Origin of the sequence: Achromobacter sp. Root565, from assembly GCF_001427425.1 — a bacterium.
Taxonomy (GTDB): Bacteria; Pseudomonadota; Gammaproteobacteria; order Burkholderiales; family Burkholderiaceae_B; genus Achromobacter; species Achromobacter spanius_D.
Genome location: NZ_LMGO01000006.1, coordinates 258,911 through 279,780, shown reverse-complemented (window position 1 = coordinate 279,780; position 20,870 = coordinate 258,911). Strand labels below are relative to the sequence as shown.

Sequence of the window (20,870 nt, the reverse complement as noted above, 5' to 3'; positions counted from 1 at the left end):
ACCCCATAAAAAAATCCAACACTGGAGAGAGACATGACCACAACCCTGACCCCGCGCCGCCTGGCCGCCGCCTTCCTGATGACCGCCGCCTCGCTGGGCGCGGCCGCCTCGGCCACCGCGGCCGATTTCCCCGAGCGCCCGTTGCGCATCATCGTGCCGTTCGCGGCAGGCGGCGCCACCGACGTGATCGCGCGCACCGTGGCGCAGTCGATGGCCACCCGGCTCGGCCAACCCGTCGTGGTGGAAAACAAGGCCGGCGCCAACGGCAACATCGGCGCCGTCATGGCCGCGCGCTCCGACGCCGACGGCTACACGCTGCTGATGGCCACGTCCAGCCACGCCATCAACGCCTCGCTCTATCACAAGCTCGACTACAACCTGACGCGCGATTTCGCCGGCCTGTCGAACCTGGCATCGGTACCCCTGGTGCTGGTGGTGAACCCGTCGGTGCCGGCCAAGACGCCGCAGGAACTGGCCGACTACGCCAAGGCCAACGGCAACCGCGTGAACTACGCGTCCGGCGGCACCGGCACGGCCTCGCATCTGGCCGGCGCGCAGTTCAATTCGCTGGCCGGCGCGCAGATGACGCACGTCCCGTACAAGGGCGGCGCGCAGGCGCTCAACGACCTCATGGGCGGGCAGGTCCAGATCATGTTCGCCAATCTGCCCGAGGTGCTGTCGCAGGTGCAGGCGGGCCGCCTCACCCCCATCGCCGTCACCGGCACGCAGCGCCACGCCGCCCTGCCCAACGTGCCGGCGTTTTCCGAGACGGCCTACACGGCCATGAATGCGCGTTCGTGGTTCGGCCTGTTCGTGCCGGCCGCCACGCCCGCCCCCGTGGTGGAAAAACTGTCCAAGGCCATCACCGACGGCATCGCCGACCCGGCCGTGCAGGACAAGCTCAAGGGCCTGGGCGCCGACCCCGTGGGCGACGGCCACGCCGCCTTCCAGAAATACGTCAACACGGAAGTGGAACGCTGGAGCGTGCTGGTCAAGCAGTCCGGCGCCACCGCCGACTGACACCCGTTTTTGCAACCGACATCAAGGATTCATCATGCTTTACGACGTACGTACCTACACCTGCCGCGCCGGCACCATCAAGAAGCACCTGGCGCTGTATGCCGAGCACGGCTACGAGGTGCAGAGCCGCCATCTGGGCAAGCCCCTCGCCTATATGCAGACCGAGACGGGCAACGTCAATTCCTACATGCACATCTGGGTCTATGACAGCGCCGCCGACCGCGAAGCCAAGCGCCAGTCGCTGCAGAAGGATCCGGCCTGGGCGACCTATCTGACGAAAAGCGCCGAGGCCGGCTACCTGATCAGCCAGGAAAACCGCCTGATGACGCCGACCGCTTTCTTCAAGCCCTGAAGTAAAACACCGCAGGCGGGCGCTAGCCCGCCTGGTCTTCCTGCGGCCAGTCCCGCAGCACGGGCGCGTCCGGCGCGCCCGGTCCCACGTCGCGCAGATGGTCGTGCTGCAACAGCGCCATCCGATAGGCATCGCGGTACGCGCCGTTGGAAAAGAATTCTTCCTTGAGCAGGCCTTCGATCTGGAAACCGCAGCGCTCGTAGACGTGCACCGCGGCGGTATTGTCCTTGTCCACCACCAGATACACCTTGTGCAGGTTCAGCACGCGGAACGCGTAGCCCACCGCAATGCGCGTGGCGGCCTTGGCGTAGCCGCGGCCCTGGTAGCTGGGCGCGATGATGATCTGGAATTCGGCGCGGCGGTGGATGTAGTCGATCTCGACAAGCTCGACCAGCCCCGCGGGCTGCCCAGTATCGTGCTCGATGATGAAGCGGCGCTCGTTCTGGTCGTGCAGGTGGCGGTCGTACAGCGCGACGAGTTCGTCATAGGCCTCGTAGGGCTCTTCGAACCAGTACCGCATGATGACGTCGTTATTGTTGATCTTGTGCACGAAGTGCAGGTCGCCGCGTTCGAGCGGGCGTAGTTTGATATCGGACGTGACCGACATAGTTACCTCGAAATGACCGCTGATGTGCGGCCATTCTATGTCAATCCCGGGCACGGCCCGACGCCAACCCCCTGCCGGTTTGCGAGCACGCAAGTATCTCTAGGAAATACCTAGGAATCTTTATAAAATCACTGGTTTCCAGTCCCGGCGCGGACGCCCACCGCCATCTTTCGAGCGATTCCCATGAGCCGTCCCGACCCACTCTTCGTTCAATCCCTGGCCAAAGGCTTCGAACTGCTGGAAGCCTTTGCGCAACGCCCGTCCACCATGAGCATGAACGAGCTCATGGAAATCACGGGCTTCGACCGCAGCACCACGCAGCGCATGACGCACACGCTGGTCACGCTGGGATACCTGGAACGCGGCGCCGGCGGCAAGGGCTACACGCCCGGCAAGAAGATCCTGCAGCGCAGCTTCGACTACATGCGCAGCGTGCCCCTGCTTGAACGCGCCACCCCGCTGATTGCCGAGATGCAGCGCGAGACCAATGAGCGCGTGGAACTGAGCCTGTTCGACGATCTGTACATCATTTTTGCGCTGCGCCGCCAGACCAAACGCCAGACCTTCAGCAGCACGCTGGCCGGCCGCGCCCTGCCCATGGTGCAGACGGCCGGCGGCCGCGCCATCATGTCCCACCTGCCCGAAGAGGAAGTCGAGGACATCCTGGCGCGGTCCAAGGACATGCCGCTTGCCACCATTCCGACCACGCCCAAGACCGACAACAACCCGGACCGCATTCGCGGCCTGGTCCAGCAGGCGCGCCAGGACGGCTATGCGACGGCCATCGAGGAAAGCATGCTGGGCGAGCTGAACCTGGCCGCCGCCATCCTGGATCACCGCCACCGTCCGGTGGCGGCCATTCAGATCGCGGGGCTGGTGTCCGAATGGGCCTCGCCGGCGGAATTCGCGCGGCGCTATTCGCCGCTGCTGCTGACGGCTGCGCGGGGGCTGAGCGGCAAGGTCGGGTTGTCCTGACCGCCCGCCCGCCGCCCTGCCCGCCTACTGGCCCCGCCAGAACAATGGCAACGGCGCGGCCACCATACCGTCGAACTTCTTGTCGTACGCCTTGAACTCCGAATAGCCGCCCAACGGCACGAACATCACCTGTTCGTAGGCGCGCTGCTGGATCTCGGCCGCAACGCGCTTTTGCGCGTCCAATCCCGTCACCGACTCGAACTCGGCGCGCAGGCGCTGGATGGTGTCGTCCTTGGTCCAGCCCGGATAACCGCCCTCGCCCCGCCCATCCAGATTGGCGTTCACGATGGGGTTGAGCAGGTCCATGCTGGTCAGGCTGGAATGGAAGATGCTCCAGCCGCCGTCGGCCAGCGGCGCATCCTTGCTGCGCCGCGACAGCAGCGTGGCCCAGTCCATCGACTGCACTTCCACGTTCATGCCGATGCTGCGCAGAGCTTGGGCGGTCACCGGCGCCAGCGTGGACAGGCTGCGCACATCGGTGGGATGCAGCACGACGATCTTCTCGCCCGCATAGCCGCTGTCCTTCAGCAAGGCCCGCGCCTGCGCCAGATTGGCGGGTTTGGTCTGCGTGGCGCCAGCTTCGGTCTGGTAGGCCGAGATGCAGCTCAGCATGGCGCCGCACAGCTTGTAATAGGCGGGATCGCCCAGCGATGCATCCAGGTAGTCGGCCTGGTACAGCGCGGCCAGCACGGCGCGGCGCACCTTCACGTTGTCCAGCGGCGGCTGCTTCCAGTTCATGCGCAGCGTGTAGGTTTCCGACGCGTCGCCATAGCTTTGCACCGTCACGGTCTTCACGCCGTCCAGTTGCGGCAGCAAGTCGGGCGCCACGTTCTCGACGAAGTCGATTTCGCCCTGGCGCAGCGCGTTGACGGCGGTCTGCGCGTCCGGCACGTTGACGACGTCGATCCGGTCGAACATGGCGACCTTGCCGCCCGCGAAGCGGCTGGCGGGTTCCTTGCGCGGGGCGTAATCCGCATTCTTCACATACGCAGCCTTCACGCCCGCCTGGAATTCGGCCTGCACAAACTTGTAAGGTCCCGAGCCGACAGTTTCCTTGATGGCTTCCGACGGCGGCGTCGCCGCGATGCGGCGCGGCATGATGAACGGCACGGGCGAACCCGGCTTGGCCAGTGCGTCCAGCAGCAGTCCATACGGCTTTGTGAGCACGATGCGGAAGGTGTCGGCCGATGGACTTTCCATGCTTTGCGTGACCGCTGACAGGCGCGAACCGATGGGATCGCGCTGCGCCCAGCGCTTGAGCGAAGCCACCACGTCTTCGCCGGTGACCGGCGCGCCATCGTGGAACTTCAGGCCCGGCCGCAGCGTGAAGACGTACGTCAGCTGGTCGGGCGACACCGTCCACGATTCGACCATCTGAGGCTGCGGGCGTGACGCCGCGTCCAGCGAAAACAGCGTGTCGTACACCATGTAGCCGTGATTGCGCGTGATGTACGCGTTGGTTAGCACGGGGTCCAGCACGCGCAGGGGCGCATGCATGACCACCTTGGCATTGACCGGCTCGGCCTGGGCCGGAAAAAGGGGAACCGCCACCGCGAGGACGGCCAGGGCGGCCGCCGCGAAACCACGTTGTCTCATCGTCTTATCCCGATTCAAGGTGAAGAAGAAATGGCGGCCGCGTCCGGGCCGCGCCAGAAAACCGTTTCAGGGGTGCGTTTCAGTCTTGCGATTCAGCGGTGAGATTCAGTCGTGCAGCGCCTTCACCGCCTCCTGCAGCGCCCCGTCGCCCACGGGAATGGCGCACGCCCGCAGCGCGGCGTCCACCCCGCCCAGCGCGCCCAGAATCATGGCGGGATGCACGTCGCCCAGGTGGCCGATGCGGAACATGCGGCCGGCAAGCGGCCCCAGCCCGCCCGCCACCGCAACGTGGAAGCGTTCGCGCGCCATGGTTCGCATGGCCTCGACGTCCACGCCGTCGGCCACCGAGATGGTCGTGACCGACACCGCGCGCGCCGCCGGGTCTTCAACGAACAGCTTCAGCGCGCCGCCGCCCGACCACGCGTTCACCGCCGCATGCACTGCGTTGGCCACGCGCCGATGGCGGGCAAACACCGCCTCCTCGCCTTCGGCGGCAATCAGATCCAGCGCGGCGCGCATGCCCGCCAGCAGGCTTTGCGGCGGCGTGCCGCAGAACTTGCGGTAGAGCAGATCGCTCTTGCGCTTGGCCCAGTCCCAGTAGGCGCGCGGCGCGGGATTGGCCTGCGCCGCCTGCATTGCACGCGCGTCCACCGCCGTGAAGGACAGCCCTGGCGGTCCCATCAGCGCCTTCTGCGACGCGCCGATCGCGACGTTGACGCCCCACTCGTCCATGCGGAACGGCGTGGCGCCCAAGGACGCGATCACATCGGCCACCAGCAGCGCCGGATGGCCGCTGGCGTCCATGGCCCGTCGCACGGCCGCGATATCGCTGGTCACGCCGCTGGCCGTGTCGGTATGCACCGCAAAGACGGCGGCGATGCGGTGCGCCGTGTCGGCGCGCAGCGCCGTCTCGATCGCGGACGGATCCAGCGCCTGTCCCGGCCGGGTCGGCGTGCGCAGGGCCGTCGCGCCCATCGCCTCGGCATGCACGGCCCACGCTTCCGCAAAGTGGCCGCTGCCCGCCACCAGCACCTGCGCGCCGGGCGCGACCAGATTGGCAATGGTGGCTTCCCAGGCGCCGTGGCCGTTGGCGGCGTACATCAGCACATCCGCGTGCCGGGTGCCCAGCAGGCGCGCCAGGCCCGCCTCGCAATCCGCAATCAGTTCGGCCAGCCGCGGATCGGACAGGTCCATGCATTGGCGGCCCATCGCCTCGCGGACCGCATCGGGCACGTGCGTCGGGCCGGGCGTGTGCAGGAACTGCGGGCCGGCCAATGCGGCGCGGGGTATCGTCAGGCTGTCTTTCATTCGATTGTCTCCAGGTCCGGCTCCAACAGACGCCGCGCGGCGGTCCATACCCGCTGCGTGTAGATCGGGGCGGTGGGCCGTTCATACTGGCTCGCGGTGCGTTCGCACACCGCCTCCGACGGGAATACCAGCGGCGCGCCGGCCGATTGGGCCTTGACCTGCGCCTGGCAGGCGCGCTCCAGGTAATAGATGTTGACGAAGGCCTCCGCCACCGACGATCCGGCCGCGAGCAGGCCATGGTTGCGCAGGATCATGGCCTTGTGCCGGCCAAGGCTGGCAACCAGGCTCTCGCGCTCTTCCAGGTCCAGCGCGATGCCCTGGTAATCGTGATAGCCCAGCCGGTTGTAAAAGCGCAGCGCGTGCTGCGTGATCGGCAGGAGACCATCGCGCTGGCACGCCACGGCGATGCCATCGGCGGTATGCGTATGCACCACGCACGCCAGATCGTGGCGCGCGGCATGCACCGCCGAATGAATGGTGAAGCCGGCCGCGTTGACCAGCTGACTGTCGGCGTCGCCCGGATCGACCGGATTGCCGTCGAGATCGATCTTCACCAGGTCCTGCGGGCGCATTTCGTGAAACAGCACGCCGTAGCGGTTGATGAGGAAATGATCTTTCGTGCCCGGCACCCGTGCGCTGATGTGGGTGTCGATCAGATCGGTCATGCGAAAGTGCGCGATCAGACGGTACAGGGCCGCCAGTTCGTCGCGCACGCGGGCTTCGGTGGGTTCTTGCATGATGAGGACTCCGGTTGAATTCAGGCGTTGTCTGCCGCCAGATCGGGCTGCGCGCGAATCAGCCGTGCAATCGCCAGGCTCCCCGCGTCGCCTCGCCGCTCCAACTCGCGGATCACGCCCAGGCGGTCCCCCACCGATTTATCCTGGTTCAGCTTCATCTTTCCTTCCAGCCCGGCAATCGGAATCTCCAGCGCCGCGATCGCCTTCAGGCGCGGCGCCGTCAGGGTCTCGGGCATGTCCGGAAAGCGCCACTCGCCGCCCAGCGGCGTGTCGTAGCGCGCCACCGTCTCCGTCAGCACCGCGCGGATGGCCTCAGGCGCTTCGATGAGGCGCGGCGTGCCGCGCGCGTGAACGGCGGTGTAGTTCCACGTCGGGAAGGTCTGCTGGTTCACATACCAGCTTGGCGAAATGAACGCGTGCGGGCCCTGGAACAGCACCAGCGCCTGCGCGCCGTCCTGCAGGTCGCGCCACTGCGGATTGGCGCGGGCCAGGTGCGTGATCAGCGTTCCCCGGCCGCCATCGTCGCGCAGCAGGAACGGCAGGTGCGTGGCGTTCGCGCCCGCCGCGCCCACGGTCACCAGGGTGGCAAAACTGTGCGCGCGCATGAACGCGTGCAGGACGCCGATATCGGCTTCGGCATAAGCCGGCGGGGTATACATGGCGCCCCCTCTAAGCCTTGGCGTGCAGCCAGCGCGCCGTGTCGTCGAAGGCCTCGCCCGCCACGGCGGCAATCGAGACGGCCTCCAGGAAGCTGTGCGCGGTGCCGGGGTAGACCTTGGAGGCGACGTCCACGCCGGCGTCGCGCAGCTTGCGCTCCAGTTCGATGCTGTCGTCATGCAGCGGATCGCATTCGGTCACCACCAGCCACGCCGGCGGCAGGCCTTTCAGGTCCGCGCGCAGAATGTCCACGCGCGGATCGAAGAAGTCCTTGCCGTGGCGGATGTGCATGCCGCGGAACCAGATCATCATGTGCAGCGACAGGCCGTATTCGCCAGCGCCGTAGCGCACGACGGAATTGCGGAACAGGTTGCTGCCGAAGCCGCCGTAGTTCAGCACCAGCCCCTTGATGAGCGGCACGCCCTCATCGCGCAGCGTCAGCGCCGTGCCCATGGACAGGTTGGCGCCGGCCGAATCGCCGCCCACGAAGATCTGGCCGGCGTCGATATCCAGTTCGCCCGCCGACGCGGCCACCCAGCGCAGCACGTCCACGCACTCTTCCAGGGGCTGCGGGAACTTGGCTTCGGGCGCGCGGGTGTAGTCCACGCCCACGACCACGACCCCGGCGCGTTCGGCGTATTCGCGCATCACGCGGTCATGCGTGTCGATGCTGAACAGCACGAAGCCGCCGCCGTGGATGTACATGAAGGCGCCCGGCAGCCGGCGCTGCGCGGGGTAATAGACCCGCACGCGCACCGGCCCATGGCGCGTCGCAACCTGATGTTCGGCCGTGCGCGCCATCTCGGGGCCGCCCTGGGCCCACGGCAGGCGCACCTTCTCGGCATTGGCGCGGCCCTGCTCGATGGACAGCGTGTCGCGGCGCGGATACTGCGACGCGTCCGCCGCCATGCGCCGCAGGAATTCGGCGATCTGCGGGTCCAGGGGCGCAGGCGTGCCGGTCGGAATGGTGAACGCGGGATCTTCGAAATGCATGGAATGTCTCGTCTTGGGTTGGCAATCGGAAAACGGGGTATCGGCGTCAATAGCCGCGCGTCAGGTCCACCGTATGGGCCAGGGACTCGCCCTGCCCCAGACGGCGGATGTTGGCCACGACCTGCTCGGCCACGGTGCCGGACGACGGCATGGTTGCCATGTGCGGGGTGACGATCACGCCGGGCGTCGACCACAGCGGATCGGCCGGATCCAGCGGCTCCTGCGCGAACACGTCAAGGACGGCCCCGCGCAGTTGCCCGCGTTCCAGGGCGTCGATCAGGTCGGCCGCGACCAGATGTTCGCCCCGGCCGCAATTGACCACCGCAGCGCCTTGCGGCAAGGCGTCGAAGGTGCGGCGGTTCAGGATCCCGCGGGTGGCGTCGGTCAGCGGCACCAGGCACACCAGCACGTCGGTATTGGCCAGAAATTCGTCGAAGGCCGCCTCGCCGGCATAGACGCGCACGCCGTCGATATCGCGCGGCGAGCGCGACCAGCCGTTGACCGGATAGCCCATCCCGGGCAGCACGGCGGCGATGGCGCCACCCAGTTCGCCCAGGCCCATCAGGCCGATCCGGCATTGCGACGCTGGCGTCTGCGGCGGCCGGCTCCAGCGCGCGGCGCGCTGGTTGGACAGCGCCAGGTCCAGCTTGCGATGAAACGTCAGCACGCACCACAGCACGTACTGCAGCATCCCTTGCGCCAATTGCGGATCGACCACGCGGCAGACGGGCAGCCCGCGCGTGCGCTGGCCGTCCAGCAGGTTGTCCACGCCCGCGGCGATGCTGTGGATCAGCTTCAGGTTGGGCATGTCGTCATACACGCCCACGGGCGGATTCCAGCAAACCGCCACGTCGGCGTGCAGGCTGCGCGGGTCGGGCCACACGGCGACGTCCAGCTCGGGGGCCAGCCCCTGCAACAACGGTTGAAAGTAGGAAAGATTGGCCGATCGGCTCAATAAGGCAACGCGTGTCATCGGAGTTTCCTTCAAGCGCCGGCCAATGCCAGTCCGGCCGGGGGCCGGCTGCCCAACCCGTCCTTGCCGGGAATGGCGGCCAGCAGTTCCTGGGTATAGCTGCTGCCGGGCCGCGTGAAGATCTGCTCGGCGGGGCCGATCTCCATGACGCGGCCGCGCTGCATCACGGCGATGCGATGGCACAGCCGGGCGGCCACGCGCAGGTCGTGGGTGATGAAGATCATGCTCAGGTTCAGCTGCGCGCGAATGCGCTCCAGCAGATCCAGGATCTGCGCCTGCACCGACACGTCCAGCGCCGACACCGCCTCGTCCGCGATCAGGATCTCCGGCTCCATCATCAGCGCCCGCGCGATCGAGATCCGCTGACGCTGTCCGCCGGAAAATTCATGCGGATAGCGCTTGAGCGCGCTGGCATCGATGCTGACCAGCGCCAGCATGTCGCGCATCCGCGCCTGCACGCGGGCCGGGTCCTCGCCGTAGTTCAGCGGCCCCTCGGACAGCGTGGCCTCGATGGTCAGGCGCGGGTTGAAGGACCGGTACGGATCCTGGAACACCATCTGGATGCGCTTGCACCACTGGCGCCAGGCCGCGCGCGACAGGTTCGACACGTCCTCGCCGTTCATGACGATGCGGCCGGAGGTGGGCCGCGCGAAGTGCGCCAGGCACCGGCCCAACGTCGTCTTGCCCGATCCGGACTCGCCGACGATGCCCAGCGTTTCGCCGCGCGCCAGCGACAGCGACACGCCGTCCAGCGCATTGACCTCGCGCCGCTTGGACCGGAACAGGCTGGACGTCACGAAACGCATGCCCAGGTTCTCCACCGAAATGACGGGGTCGCCCTCGGCCAGCGGCGCCCCGGCGCCGAACTTGCCTTTGGGTACCGCGTCGATCAGCTTGCGCGTGTAGGGATGCTGCGGGTTGGCCAGCACGTCGGCGGCGGCGCCGGCCTCCACGATGCGGCCGTGCTGCATCACGATCACCCGGTCGGCAATCTCGGCCACTACGTCGAAGTCATGCGTGATGAACAGGATGCCGGTGTCGTGGCGCTCGCGCAGGCCGTGCAGCAGGCGCAGCACCTGCGCCTGCGAGGTCACATCCAGCGCGGTGGTCGGCTCGTCGGCGATGATCAGCGCCGGCTCCATCGCCAGCGCCATCGCGATCATCACCCGCTGGCGCTGCCCGCCCGACAACTGGTGCGGAAAGGCGTGGCGCAAGGTTTCGGGCGACGGCAGCCGCATATCGTTCAGCAGCGCCAGCACGCGCTGGTCGACCTCGCGGCGCGACAGCGACGGACCGTGGAACTGGAAGATCTCGGCGATCTGGTCGCCCACCTGCATCAGCGGGTTCAGGGCCGTCATGGGCTCCTGAAAGATCATGGCCATTCGGTCGCCACGCAGCGCGCGCAGCTCGGCCAGGGACGCATGCGTGATGTCGCGGCCCGACAGCAGGATCTGTCCGCTTTCGAGCTTGAGCACGTCCTTGGGCAAGAGGCCCATCACGGCGCTGGCCGTGACCGACTTGCCCGAGCCGGATTCACCGACGATGCACACGATTTCGCGCGGGCTGACGGTCAGCGCGATGCCTTCGGCGGCATAACGCCGGTCGCCGGCGCCGGGCAGGCTGACCTTCAGGTCGCGGATTTCCAGAATGGGATGAGGGGACATCGGCTTCAACCCTTGCGTTGGCGCGCCATGCGCGGGTCCAGGCGATCGCGCAGCGCGTCGCCGAACAGGTTCACGGACAGGATCAGCAGCGCCAGGAAGACGCCCGGAAACAGGACGATCCACGGCGCGCGCTGGAAGAACGGGCGGCCCTCGGAAATGATGCTGCCCAGGCTGGGAATCTCAGGCGGAAAGCCCAGGCCCAGGAATCCCAGCACCGCTTCGATCAGGATGGCCGAGGCACAGATGAACGTGGCCTGCACCACCAGCGGGTTGATCGTGCTGGGCAGCACGTGGCGCCACAGCACGCGCCAGGTCGCCGTGCCCATGCCGAGGGACGCTTCGACGTAAGGCTCCTCGCGCACCGACAGCACCACGCTGCGCACCAGCCGCGCCACCCGCGGAATCTCGGGGATGGCGATGGCCGTCACCATCGTGGGGATGGTCGCGCCGCCCAGCGCCACCATGGCGATGGCCAGCAGCAGGCCGGGAATGGCCATGATGCCGTCGATGATGCGCATCACCACCGCGTCCAGCTGGCGGAAGTAGCCCGCCAAGAGGCCCAGCAGCAGGCCGGCGCACACCGAGATCACGCTGACCAGCGCCGCCAGCGTGATCGACAGCCGTCCGCCGTACAGCACGCGCGAAAACAGATCGCGGCCCAGCGAATCGGTGCCCAGCCAGTATTCGGCGCTGACCGGCTTGAGCCGCATGCGGGGCGCCAGCGTGGCGGGGTCATGCCAGGTGATCAGGGGCGCCAGCATGGCCAGCCCCACCAGCGCCGCCAGCAGGGCGAGCCCGGTGAACATCATGGGATCGCGCGTCAGCGCGGGCCAGAAGGAACGGGGACGATCCAGAGCAGTTGTGGTCATGTCCGGCCTCAGTAGCGGATGCGCGGATCGAGCACGACATACAGCAGGTCGATCGCCAGGTTGATGAAGACATACACGAACGAGAAGAACAGGATCGTGCCCTGCACCACCGGATAGTCGCGCGCCAGCACGGCGTCCACGATCAGGCGGCCCACGCCCGGGATATTGAAGATGGTCTCGGTGACGACCACCCCGCTGATCAGCGTGGTGAGCGCCAGGCCGATGACGGTGACGATGGGCACCGCGGCGTTGCGCAGGGCGTGGCGGTACAGCACGTAGCGTTCGGGCACGCCCTTGGCGCGTGCCGTGCGCACGAAATCTTCGCCCAGCACTTCCAGCATGCTGCCGCGCGTGATGCGGGTAATCAGCGCCACGAACACCGTCGCCAGCGTGATGGTGGGCAACGCCATGTGATAAAGAAACGTCCCGAACCCCGACGCCAGCCCCGCGTAGCCCTGCACCGGAAACCAGTTCAGCTTCACCGAGAATGCAAGAATCAGCAGATAGCCCACCACGAACGCCGGCACCGAAAATGCCAGGACCGTGACCGCCAGCGTCACCCGGTCGAACAGCCCCTTGTGCCACCACGCCGAAAACACGCCCAGCGGAATCGCGGCAAAGATGGTGAGCAGAATCGCGCAGATCGCCAGCGCCATCGTCGGCCCCAGCCGCTGGCCGATAAGCGTGGTCACCGGATCCTTCGAAATGATCGAGGAGCCCAGATCACCCTGGAGCAGCGCGCCCATCGCCAGGGCGTATTGCGTGGGCAGCGGGCGGTCCAGGCCCATGTCGGCGCGGACCTGCGCCACCGCCTCCTCGCTGGCCATGTCGCCGGCGATGACGCGGGCGGGGTCGCCCGGCGCCAGCCGCAGCAGCAGGAACACCACGGTGGCCACCACCAGCATCACGGGGATGGCGGCCAGCACGCGCTTGAAGATCAGATTGAGCATGATGGAGATCCCTTCCCGCTACTTGGGCGAGGTCCAGAAAAGCGGAATCGGCGCATCGACCATGTCCGCGAACTTGGCGTTGTAGCCCTTGAACTTGGAGTACCCGCCCAGCGGCACGTACATCACCTGCTCATAGTTGCGGCGCTGAATGGCCAGGGCCAGTTCGCGGCGTTCGTCCTCGGTGCGGGCGGCGGCGAAGCGGCTGCGCAGTTCGTCCATGACGGCGTCGTGCGTCCACCCGGGATAAGTGGAGTCGGCGCGCCCGTCCAGGTTGGGATTGCCCACCGCCGAGATCAGGTCCAGGCTGGACATGTTCGACTGGAAGATGCTCCAGCCGCCCTGCTCCACGCCCTCTTTCTTGCTGCGGCGGCTGAGCAGCGTGGCCCAGTCCATCGACTGGATCTCGACGTTCATGCCGATGCTGCGCAGCGCCTGCGCCGTGACCGGCGCGATGTTCGCGAAGATGGGCAGATCGGTCGGATGCAGCACCACCACCTTTTCGCCCGCGTAGCCGCTTTCCTTCAGCAGCTTGCGGGCGTTTGCCAGATCCGGCGCCTTGATCTGCGTGGCGCCTGCCTCGGACGCGTAGGGCGACACGCAGGTCAGCACCGCGCCGCACACCTGGTAGACGTCCGGATCGCCGATCTGCGCGTCCAGGTAATCGGTTTCGCTCAGGGCGGCCAGCGCCGCGCGGCGCACCTTCACGTTGTTGAACGGGGCCTGCAGCCAGTTCATTCGCAGCGTGAACATATTGGAGTTCTTGCCGTAGGACTTCAGCGCGATCCCCTTGGCGTCCTTCAGCTGCGGCATCAAGTCGGGCGGCACGTCTTCCAGGAAGTCGATCTCGCCGTTGCGCAGCGCGTTCACCGCGGTCTGGCTGTCGGGGATGTTCAAGAGTTCCAGCCGATCCACGGTGACGACCTTGCCGCCCGCGAACGCGCTGGCCGGCTCCTTGCGCGGCACGTAGCCGTCGAACTTCACGTAGGTGGCCTTCACGCCGGCCTGGAAATCGGCCTGCACGAACTTGTAGGGTCCGGAGCCGATCGACTCGCTGATCGCCTGCGAGGCCGGCACGGACGCGATGCGTTTGGGCATGATGAACGGCACCGGCGAGCTTTCCTTGGCCAGCGATTCCAGCACTAGTCCGTAGGGCGCCTTGAGCTTGAGCGCGAAGGTGTCGGCGCCCGTCGCGGTCAGTTCGGCGGTGGCGTTCTTCAGGCGGTTGCCGATCGTGGCATCGCCCGCCTGCCAGCGCTGCAAGGACGCGACCACGTCTTCGGCCGTGACCGGCGCGCCGTCATGGAACACCAGCCCGGGGCGCAACTTGAAGACATAGTTCATGCCGTCTTCGGACACCGTCCACGACTCCACCATCTGCGGCTGCGGACGTCCCGACGCGTCCATCGAGAACAACGTGTCGTACACCAGATAGCCGTGGTTGCGCGTGACGTAGGCCGACGTCAGGATCGGGTCCAGCACGCGCAGCGGCGCGTGCATCACGAACTTGGCGGTGGTCTGGGCCTGGCTGGCGGCGGGCACGGCGGCCAGCGGCGCGGCTGCGGCCAGGAACATTGCTGCGGAAAACAGAAAGGATCGCTTCATTACTTCCCCTTTATGGTTTGGTCCTGCGCCGGCGGCGTGCCGGCGGGCCTTGGTGCGGATCAGGGCAACAGGATCTGCCGCCCCGTCCAGGGCGCGGCCCGTTCCAGCTCGGCCGCCAGGCGCAGGATCTGGTCCTCGCGCCCAAAGTGCCCGATAAGCTGGCTGGCCACCGGCACGCCCGATTCCGTCCAGTCCAGCGGCAGGCTGGCTGCCGGCTGGCCCGAGGCGTTGATCACCGCCAGGAAGGTCGCATAGCGCGACACCTTTTCGCGGAACGCCCAGAATTCGCCTTCCAGCGCCAGGTCGCCCAGCTTGGCCGGCAGTTGCGCCAGCGTGGGCGTCAGCACCAGGTCGACGTCCGTCATGGCCGACTCGATGGCGCGTCCGATGGCGTGAAAGCGGTTGATCGAATCCACGTATTGCATGGAGGTCAGTTCGCGGCCCACCGACAGGCCGTCGCGGATGACCGGTTCCAGGTCGTCGTCGCGCAGCGCGCGGCCGCGGATTGCCAGCCGCGCTTGAACGGCCAGCACGATGTTGGTGGCCAGCACCGTGCCGTGGGCGCGGACGAATCCCGAGTAGTCCAGGTCCGGCAACGGTGCATCCACGACCTCGTGCCCCAGTTCCCGGCACAGGCGGGCCGTGCGTTCCACGGCGGCCAGGCATTCCGGCGCGATGGGAATGCCGTTCCAGGCCTGCCGCCACACGGCGATGCGCAGGGGCTCGCGGCGCTGCTCGCGCACCGAATCCAGATACGAACCGGGCGCGGGCGGCGCGGCATAGGGCGAGCCCGGGGCATATCCACTGATGCCGTCCATCGCCGCCGCGGTATCGCGCACGCTGCGCGTCAGCACGCCTTCGCAGGCCATGCCGCCCCACCCTTCGCCGCGCGCCGGCCCCATCGGCACGCGTCCGCGGCTGGGCTTCAGCCCAAACACGCCGCAGCAGGCGGCCGGAATGCGGATCGACCCGCCGCCGTCGCTGCCGTGGGCCACCGGCACAATGCCCGCCGCCACCGCCGCCGCCGCGCCGCCGCTGGAACCGCCGACCGACCGGTCCAGCGCACGCGGATTCAGCGTGGCGCCGCCGTTGCGGCGCGCCTCGGTGGACGGTCCCATGCACAGTTCGGAAACCGTGGTCCGCGCGAACGGGATCAGTCCCAGCGCTTCGAAACGCTGGGCCAGCGTCGCGTCGAACGCGTACTCGGTGTCGTCGAACAGCGCCGAACCCAGGCTCGACGGAAAGCGCACGCTCGGCAGGCCCGAATCCTTGAGCAGAAAGGGAATGCCGCGAAACAGGCCGCGCTCGGTCCAGCCGCCTGCCAGTTTGCGGCCCGTTTCAGGCTGCACGTAGGTCAGCGCGTTCAATGGCGCGCCGCGCGTTTCGGCCAACTGCAACGCGCATTCCATCAGCTCGGCCGGCGTCACCTGCCCGCGTGCAACCAGCCCCGCCAACGCCAATCCGTCCTGCCCTTCGTACTCGTCTGTCCGCATGACTTCCCTGCAACTTTGATGCGCCTGGGTGGCCGGCGCGATAGCCCGCATCCGATTCGATGCCCTGCTTTGCCGTCTACTTTTCAAGTATTGCTTAGCAATACCGATGTAGTTCATAAAAATATTCTAAGCGAGCAACTTCGGGGCACGCAACGCGCGATTCATCAGGGATTTCCCGCGATGGCGGGTTTGTCGATGCATTGGCGCGTCCTGGTGCGGACGGCGGTATTGCCGATCGCGGCGCCGCCCCCAATAATTTCCGCACGCCTGAATTCCCCTCACCCTCATCGGCAAGGAAAAACGCTCATGCACATCCTGGTTGCTGGCTTCCAGCACGAGACCAACACCTTCGCGCCCTCCAAGGCGGGCTACGACAACTTCGTGCGCGGCGAAGGCTTTCCCGCGATGGTGCGGGGCGCGGACATGCTGGCGCTGCGCGAGGTCAACATTCCGGCCGGCGGCTTCATCAACGCGGTGGCGGCCGAAGGCCACACCGTGCAGACCGTGATCTGGGCGGGCGCCAGCCCGTCGGCCCATGTGACACGGGACGCCTTCGAACGCATCGCCGGCGAGATCCTGGACGCGGTGCGGGCGGGCGGCTTCGACGCCATCTATCTGGACCTGCACGGCGCCATGGTCACGGAACATCTGGACGACGGCGAAGGCGAGCTGCTTGCGCGCGTGCGCGAGATCGTGGGACCGGCCATGCCGGTGGTCGCCAGCCTGGACCTGCATGCGAATGTCACGGCGCAGATGTTGCAAAGCGCGGACGGCCTGGTGGCGTTCCGCACGTATCCGCACGTGGACATGGCCGACACCGGCGTGCAGGCCGCGAGGCTGCTCATGGCGCGCATTCAGGCCGGCGGCAAATGGGCCCGCAGCGAACGCCGCCTGCCCTTCCTGATTCCCATCAACGGCATGTGCACGATGCTTGAACCGTCGCAGGGCGTGTACGCGTTCTTGGCGGACCTGGAGCAGACGCCTGGCGTCGTCTCCGTTTCCTTCGCGCCGGGCTTTCCGGCGGCGGACTTTCCGGAATGCGGGCCGGTGGTGTGGGCCTACGGCACGGACGCCGCCGCAGTCGAGCAGGTCACGGAATCGCTGTATGCGCGCGTGCTAGAACTGGAACCCGAGTGGTCGCCTGACTTTCTTGAACCGGCCGAGGCCGTGCGCCGTGCGCAGTCCCTGGCTGCGGGCGCGACGCGGCCTGTCGTCATTGCGGACACGCAGGACAATCCCGGCGCGGGCGGCGACGCCAACACCACCGGCATGCTGCGCGCGCTGGTGCAAGCGGACGCGCAGAACGCGGCGCTGGGCTTGTTGTACGACCCCGAGGTGGTGCGTCAGGCCACAGAGGCAGGCGTCGGCGCGACCGTCGCGCTCAAGCTGGGCGGGCAATCCGGCGTGGCGGGCGACGCAGCCTTTGAAGGGAAGTTTGTGGTCGAGGCCTTATCGGACGGCAAGCTGCGCTTTGACGGCCCGATGATGAACGGCATGGACGTGGACCTGGGCGGGACGGCCACGCTGAGGATCGGCGGCGTGCGATTGGTGGTCAGCGCCGGCAAGGCGCAGATGTTGGACCGCAACCTGTTCCGCGTCGGCGGCGTGCAGCCCGAGGAGATGGGGATATTGGTGGTGAAAAGCTCGGTGCATTTCCGGGCCGACTTCCAGCCCATCGCGCACGAGGTGCTGGTGGCCAAGGCGCCCGGCCCGATGCAGGCCGATCCCGCGGATCTGCCGTGGACGCGTCTGGCGCCCGGGATGCGGGTGCGGCCGCAGGGGCGGCCGTTCTCGGCGGAGTGAAACGCGGTATTACTTCAGCTTGCCCTGCGGGCTGACGAAATCTTCCAGCGTCAGTCCCTTTTCCTTCAGGATCGCTTCCAGCAGCGGTTGCAGCTTGCCCAGGCTTTCCTGCACGGTTTCGCGCACGGTGTCCACGATGACCTGCGTGCTGCGCTCGATCTCGATGTTGACCGCGTCGCCCACCTGCTTGTCCTCGAAGACCGTCATGCGGCGTGTCTCGGGGATCAGCCAGACCTCGAACCAGCCTTCGGCGCGGTTCACTTCCGACACGGTCAGGCTGGCGCCGTTGATGGCGATGTAGCCCTTGGCGAACACGTATTTGCGGAAGGCCTCGGGGATGCTGAAGCGCATCAGGCGGTTGGTGTCCGAGGACTTCACCATCAGCACCTGCGACGTGAAGTCCACGTGGCCCGACAACGGATGGCCGCCGATCTCGGCGCCGTCCTTGGCCGCGCGCTCCACATTTGCGCTGTCGCCCTCGCCATAACTGCCCAGCGTGGTGATCGCCAGGCTTTGCAGCATCACGTCGAACGTGGCCTGGTTTTCGGACAGGATTTCCGTGACGGTCAGGCAGACGCCGTCCGTCGACACGCTGGCGCCGATGGCCAGGTCAGTGCAGAAACCAGGGGGGAAATCCAGCGTGAAGGTGCGCAGGCCTTCGCGATCCGCGATCTTGGCGATCTTCGCGGTGCCTTGAACAATACCGGTGAACATACGGATCCTGAATGCGGGGCGGCAGGCCCCGGAAGCAAAACATCAACGTTAACCGATATTTTGTCCGGGTCCTTGCCGGGGGCCGCAGGATCAGTGGCGGATCGCGATGGTCTTCAGGGAGGTGAAGCCGTACAGCGCCTCAAAGCCCTTCTCGCGGCCGTAGCCCGACTGGCGCGAACCGCCGAACGGCAGTTCCACGCCGCCGCCCGCGCCGTAGTTGTTGACGAACACCTGGCCGGCGCGCAGCTTGCGGGCCAGGCGCATCTGACGGCCGCCGTCGCGGGTCCACACGCCCGCCACCAGGCCATACAGCGTGCCGTTGGCGATTTCCAGCGCTTCTTCCTCGGTGTCGAACACCATGGCGGCCAGCACCGGACCGAACACTTCTTCCTGCGCGAGGCGGCTGTCGGGCGGCACGTCGCGGAACAGGACGGGCGGCTGGTAGAAGCCGGCTTCCGGCGTGCCGTCCTTCAGCTTGCCGCGCGCGGCGACCTTCATGCCTTGCGCTTCGGCTTCGGCCAGGAAACCGCGCACGCGGTCCTGCTGGCGCGCGTTGATCAGCGGACCGACATCCAGATCGGCCGCGGCCGGGCCGGTCACCGTGGCGGAAAACGCTTCCGACAGGCGCTTGAGCACGGTTTCGTAAACGCCGCGCTGGATCAGCACGCGGCTGCCAGCCGAGCACGTCTGGCCGGCGTTCTGGATGATGGCGCCCAGCAGCACCGGCATCGCGGCGTCCAGGTCGGCGTCGTCAAATACGATCTGCGGCGACTTGCCGCCCAGTTCCAGCGTGACGGGTACGTGGTTCTCGGCGGCGGCATGCGCCACCATCTTGCCGGTCTGCGGCGAACCCGTGAACGAGATGTGGTCGATGCCCGGATGCGCGGACAGCGCGGCGCCCGCCTCATGGCCGTAGCCCGTGACCATGTTCAGCGCGCCGGCGGGCAGGCCGACTTCGGCGGCGATCTCGGCCAGCTTCAGGAGCGACAGGCAGGCGTCTTCGGCGGGCTTGACCACGCAGGCATTGCCCGCGGCCAATGCCGCGCCGACGCTGCGGCCGAAGATCTGCAGCGGATAGTTCCACGGCACGATGTGGCCGGTGACGCCGTGCGGCTCGCGCACCGTCAGCACGGTGAAGCCCGGCGTATAGGGAATGGTCTCGCCGTGCAGCTTGTCGACCGCGCCGGCATAGAACTCGAAATAGCGCGCCACGGCGGCGGCGTCGGCGCGCGCCTGCTTGATGGGCTTGCCCGTGTCGGCCGATTCCAGTTGCGCCAGTTCCTCCTGGCGGTCCAGCAGCGCAAACGCAATCTTCATCAGCAAGCGGCTGCGGACGGCGGGCGCCATCTGGCCCCACTCGCCCTCGAAGGCCTGGCGCGCGGCCTGCACGGCACGGTCCACGTCGGCCTCGTTCGAGCGGGCCAGTTCCTCGAATGGCTTGCCATCGGACGGGTTCAGGACGGGAATGGTTTCACCGGTGGCCGCAGCCACCCATTGGTTGGCGATAAAGTTCTTCTGAGTCACGATGTGCGGAGTAAAGTAGCGGCCGAACGGCCGGTTGGGGGGGTGAATGGCAAGGTACGGGAGCCCCTCGCAACTTGTCAATTGGAATGACAGCTTTAATCCCAACCTTCAGGATATTTTTCTGGATGATCGGGTTATCCCTAATAATTCAGGGGCTTAGCACCCCGCTGGTTAGTCATGCCGCATGACAACCGTCCCCACTTCACAGGAGCGCGTCCGATGAGCAACGTACGTGACCCGCAGCTTGAATCGCTGCTGGCCGCGGCCACCCGCCCCCGTCCCGAACTGGACGTGCTGGCCGAGGTGGCGTCCGGCCTGGGCTATGTCCGCGCCGAGCGTTTTGCCGAGCGCGTCTACGAAAGCCTGTTCTACGCGATCGCCACCGGCAAGATCGCCCCCGGCAACAAGCTGCCGACCGAACTGGAACTGGCTGCGCTATTTGAAGTGTCGCGGCCCGTCGTGCGCCAGGCGCTGGACCGGTTGCGTGAAGACCAGCTCGTGGACTCGATCCGCGGGTCCGGCACCTACGTGAAGTCCAAGCCTGACCTGATGGGCGGCATGCCCGCGGTGGACCCCGCGCGCCGCGTCGGCCACATTCTGGAAGGGCTGGAACTGCGCATGGTGATCGAGCCCGAATGCGCACACCTGGCCGCGCTGCGCCGCACGCCTGAGGATCTGCAGGAAATGGACCGCATGCTGACCGGCTACGAAGAAGCCGACGCATCGGGCGCCATTGCCCACCATCATGACTACGGTTTTCACCGCGCCATTGCCACGGCTACCGGCAACCAGCGCTTCGTGCAGGTGCTCAAGTCGCTGGAATACGACGTGAGCCACGCCGTGAACGTCATGCGCCATCTGGTCCACAGCGAACCCTGGAAGCGCACGCGCGCCGCCATCGACGAACACCGCCACATCTATCAACTGATCCGAGATCAGGACGCCGAGGGCGCGCGCAACGTCATGCGCGCCCATATTGAAAAAGCCCGCAGCCGCATGCTCAACAGCGGCTCGGAACATTGAGCAGGAAGCC

At 67.1% G+C, this 20,870-nt stretch carries 19 protein-coding genes; 5 read left to right on the top strand and 14 right to left on the bottom strand.

The genetic code is table 11. The features are described 5' to 3' along the window. The first annotated feature begins 33 nt into the window (after nt 1-33). Complete coding sequence (locus ASD71_RS22705) at nt 34-1,020, top strand: tripartite tricarboxylate transporter substrate binding protein (protein ID WP_056570009.1); 987 nt, start codon at nt 34-36, stop codon at nt 1,018-1,020. 34 nt (nt 1,021-1,054) lie between these two features. After that, nucleotides 1,055-1,372, top strand: coding sequence for an NIPSNAP family protein (locus ASD71_RS22700; RefSeq protein WP_056570008.1), 318 nt, complete (start codon nt 1,055-1,057; stop codon nt 1,370-1,372). A 22-nt stretch (nt 1,373-1,394) separates the two neighbouring features. Here the strand turns inward: ASD71_RS22700 and speG are convergent, their stop codons facing one another. Further along, nucleotides 1,395-1,979: a spermidine N1-acetyltransferase gene (speG, locus tag ASD71_RS22695; RefSeq protein ID WP_056570007.1), complete on the bottom strand. Its 585-nt coding sequence runs from the start codon at nt 1,977-1,979 to the stop codon at nt 1,395-1,397. A 183-nt stretch (nt 1,980-2,162) separates the two neighbouring features. On the opposite strand from speG, the gene ASD71_RS22690 reads away from it, so the two are divergent. Further along, nucleotides 2,163-2,954 carry an IclR family transcriptional regulator gene (locus ASD71_RS22690; RefSeq protein WP_056570005.1) on the top strand — a complete coding sequence of 264 codons (792 nt, stop codon included), beginning with the start codon at nt 2,163-2,165 and terminating at the stop codon, nt 2,952-2,954. Nucleotides 2,955-2,978: 24 nt separating this feature from the next. Here ASD71_RS22690 and ASD71_RS22685 read toward each other — a convergent pair whose 3' ends face one another. The 11 genes from ASD71_RS22685 to ASD71_RS22635 form a co-directional block, all read right to left on the bottom strand. Next, nucleotides 2,979-4,550 (bottom strand): ABC transporter substrate-binding protein, encoded by a 1,572-nt coding sequence (locus ASD71_RS22685; RefSeq protein WP_056570004.1) that lies wholly within the window; start codon nt 4,548-4,550, stop codon nt 2,979-2,981. 105 nt (nt 4,551-4,655) lie between these two features. Next, nucleotides 4,656-5,858: an alanine--glyoxylate aminotransferase family protein gene (locus tag ASD71_RS22680; RefSeq protein WP_056570003.1), complete on the bottom strand. Its 1,203-nt coding sequence runs from the start codon at nt 5,856-5,858 to the stop codon at nt 4,656-4,658. Next, nucleotides 5,855-6,595, bottom strand: a complete 741-nt coding sequence (locus tag ASD71_RS22675) for a class II aldolase/adducin family protein (RefSeq protein WP_056570000.1) — start codon at nt 6,593-6,595, stop codon at nt 5,855-5,857. The genes ASD71_RS22680 and ASD71_RS22675 overlap by 4 nt, the downstream gene beginning before the upstream one ends. 20 nt (nt 6,596-6,615) lie before the next feature. Next, a complete protein-coding gene (locus ASD71_RS22670; protein WP_056569998.1) occupies nt 6,616-7,254 on the bottom strand; it encodes an FMN-binding negative transcriptional regulator in 639 nt (212 codons plus the stop codon). 10 nt (nt 7,255-7,264) lie between these two features. Next, complete coding sequence (locus ASD71_RS22665) at nt 7,265-8,245, bottom strand: alpha/beta hydrolase fold domain-containing protein (protein WP_056569996.1); 981 nt, start codon at nt 8,243-8,245, stop codon at nt 7,265-7,267. A 46-nt stretch (nt 8,246-8,291) separates the two neighbouring features. Then, a complete protein-coding gene (locus ASD71_RS22660; protein ID WP_056569993.1) occupies nt 8,292-9,218 on the bottom strand; it encodes a glyoxylate/hydroxypyruvate reductase A in 927 nt (308 codons plus the stop codon). 11 nt (nt 9,219-9,229) lie between these two features. Next, entirely contained in the window at nt 9,230-10,882 is a 1,653-nt protein-coding gene (locus ASD71_RS22655; RefSeq protein WP_056569992.1) for an ABC transporter ATP-binding protein, read from the bottom strand. Nucleotides 10,883-10,887: 5 nt separating this feature from the next. After that, nucleotides 10,888-11,751 (bottom strand): ABC transporter permease, encoded by an 864-nt coding sequence (locus ASD71_RS22650; protein ID WP_056569990.1) that lies wholly within the window; start codon nt 11,749-11,751, stop codon nt 10,888-10,890. A gap of 8 nt (nt 11,752-11,759) precedes the next feature. Next, nucleotides 11,760-12,701 carry an ABC transporter permease gene (locus tag ASD71_RS22645; protein ID WP_056569989.1) on the bottom strand — a complete coding sequence of 314 codons (942 nt, stop codon included), beginning with the start codon at nt 12,699-12,701 and terminating at the stop codon, nt 11,760-11,762. An 18-nt stretch (nt 12,702-12,719) separates the two neighbouring features. After that, nucleotides 12,720-14,303 carry an ABC transporter substrate-binding protein gene (locus ASD71_RS22640; protein ID WP_056569986.1) on the bottom strand — a complete coding sequence of 528 codons (1,584 nt, stop codon included), beginning with the start codon at nt 14,301-14,303 and terminating at the stop codon, nt 12,720-12,722. 59 nt (nt 14,304-14,362) lie between these two features. Beyond that, on the bottom strand, nt 14,363-15,796 hold the full coding sequence (locus ASD71_RS22635; protein ID WP_056569984.1) for an amidase: 1,434 nt from the start codon (nt 15,794-15,796) through the stop codon (nt 14,363-14,365). A 306-nt stretch (nt 15,797-16,102) separates the two neighbouring features. Here ASD71_RS22635 and ASD71_RS22630 point away from each other — a divergent pair, with 306 nt between their 5' ends. Next, a complete protein-coding gene (locus ASD71_RS22630) occupies nt 16,103-17,599 on the top strand; it encodes a M81 family metallopeptidase (protein WP_056569983.1) in 1,497 nt (498 codons plus the stop codon). A 9-nt stretch (nt 17,600-17,608) separates the two neighbouring features. Here ASD71_RS22630 and ASD71_RS22625 read toward each other — a convergent pair whose 3' ends face one another. Both ASD71_RS22625 and ASD71_RS22620 read right to left on the bottom strand, forming a co-directional pair. Next, complete coding sequence (locus ASD71_RS22625; protein WP_056569982.1) at nt 17,609-18,313, bottom strand: riboflavin synthase; 705 nt, start codon at nt 18,311-18,313, stop codon at nt 17,609-17,611. 90 nt (nt 18,314-18,403) lie between these two features. Continuing rightward, on the bottom strand, nt 18,404-19,840 hold the full coding sequence (locus ASD71_RS22620) for an aldehyde dehydrogenase family protein (RefSeq protein ID WP_200949471.1): 1,437 nt from the start codon (nt 19,838-19,840) through the stop codon (nt 18,404-18,406). A gap of 216 nt (nt 19,841-20,056) precedes the next feature. Between ASD71_RS22620 and ASD71_RS22615 the strand changes: the two genes are divergently transcribed. Continuing rightward, nucleotides 20,057-20,860, top strand: a complete 804-nt coding sequence (locus ASD71_RS22615; protein ID WP_056569980.1) for a FadR/GntR family transcriptional regulator — start codon at nt 20,057-20,059, stop codon at nt 20,858-20,860. Nucleotides 20,861-20,870: the final 10 nt, after the last annotated feature.

Coding starts and splice junctions, on each gene's coding strand:
- ASD71_RS22700 (WP_056570008.1), top strand. CDS start 1,055: ATGCTTTACGACGTACGTACCTACACCTGCCGCGCCGGCACCATCAAG.
- speG (WP_056570007.1), bottom strand. CDS start 1,979: ATGTCGGTCACGTCCGATATCAAACTACGCCCGCTCGAACGCGGCGAC.
- ASD71_RS22675 (WP_056570000.1), bottom strand. CDS start 6,595: ATGCAAGAACCCACCGAAGCCCGCGTGCGCGACGAACTGGCGGCCCTG.
- ASD71_RS22670 (WP_056569998.1), bottom strand. CDS start 7,254: ATGTATACCCCGCCGGCTTATGCCGAAGCCGATATCGGCGTCCTGCAC.
- ASD71_RS22685 (WP_056570004.1), bottom strand. CDS start 4,550: ATGAGACAACGTGGTTTCGCGGCGGCCGCCCTGGCCGTCCTCGCGGTG.
- ASD71_RS22690 (WP_056570005.1), top strand. CDS start 2,163: ATGAGCCGTCCCGACCCACTCTTCGTTCAATCCCTGGCCAAAGGCTTC.
- ASD71_RS22655 (WP_056569992.1), bottom strand. CDS start 10,882: ATGTCCCCTCATCCCATTCTGGAAATCCGCGACCTGAAGGTCAGCCTG.
- ASD71_RS22625 (WP_056569982.1), bottom strand. CDS start 18,313: ATGTTCACCGGTATTGTTCAAGGCACCGCGAAGATCGCCAAGATCGCG.
- ASD71_RS22650 (WP_056569990.1), bottom strand. CDS start 11,751: ATGACCACAACTGCTCTGGATCGTCCCCGTTCCTTCTGGCCCGCGCTG.
- ASD71_RS22665 (WP_056569996.1), bottom strand. CDS start 8,245: ATGCATTTCGAAGATCCCGCGTTCACCATTCCGACCGGCACGCCTGCG.
- ASD71_RS22615 (WP_056569980.1), top strand. CDS start 20,057: ATGAGCAACGTACGTGACCCGCAGCTTGAATCGCTGCTGGCCGCGGCC.
- ASD71_RS22680 (WP_056570003.1), bottom strand. CDS start 5,858: ATGAAAGACAGCCTGACGATACCCCGCGCCGCATTGGCCGGCCCGCAG.
- ASD71_RS22635 (WP_056569984.1), bottom strand. CDS start 15,796: ATGCGGACAGACGAGTACGAAGGGCAGGACGGATTGGCGTTGGCGGGG.
- ASD71_RS22630 (WP_056569983.1), top strand. CDS start 16,103: ATGCACATCCTGGTTGCTGGCTTCCAGCACGAGACCAACACCTTCGCG.
- ASD71_RS22705 (WP_056570009.1), top strand. CDS start 34: ATGACCACAACCCTGACCCCGCGCCGCCTGGCCGCCGCCTTCCTGATG.
- ASD71_RS22640 (WP_056569986.1), bottom strand. CDS start 14,303: ATGAAGCGATCCTTTCTGTTTTCCGCAGCAATGTTCCTGGCCGCAGCC.
- ASD71_RS22660 (WP_056569993.1), bottom strand. CDS start 9,218: ATGACACGCGTTGCCTTATTGAGCCGATCGGCCAATCTTTCCTACTTT.
- ASD71_RS22645 (WP_056569989.1), bottom strand. CDS start 12,701: ATGCTCAATCTGATCTTCAAGCGCGTGCTGGCCGCCATCCCCGTGATG.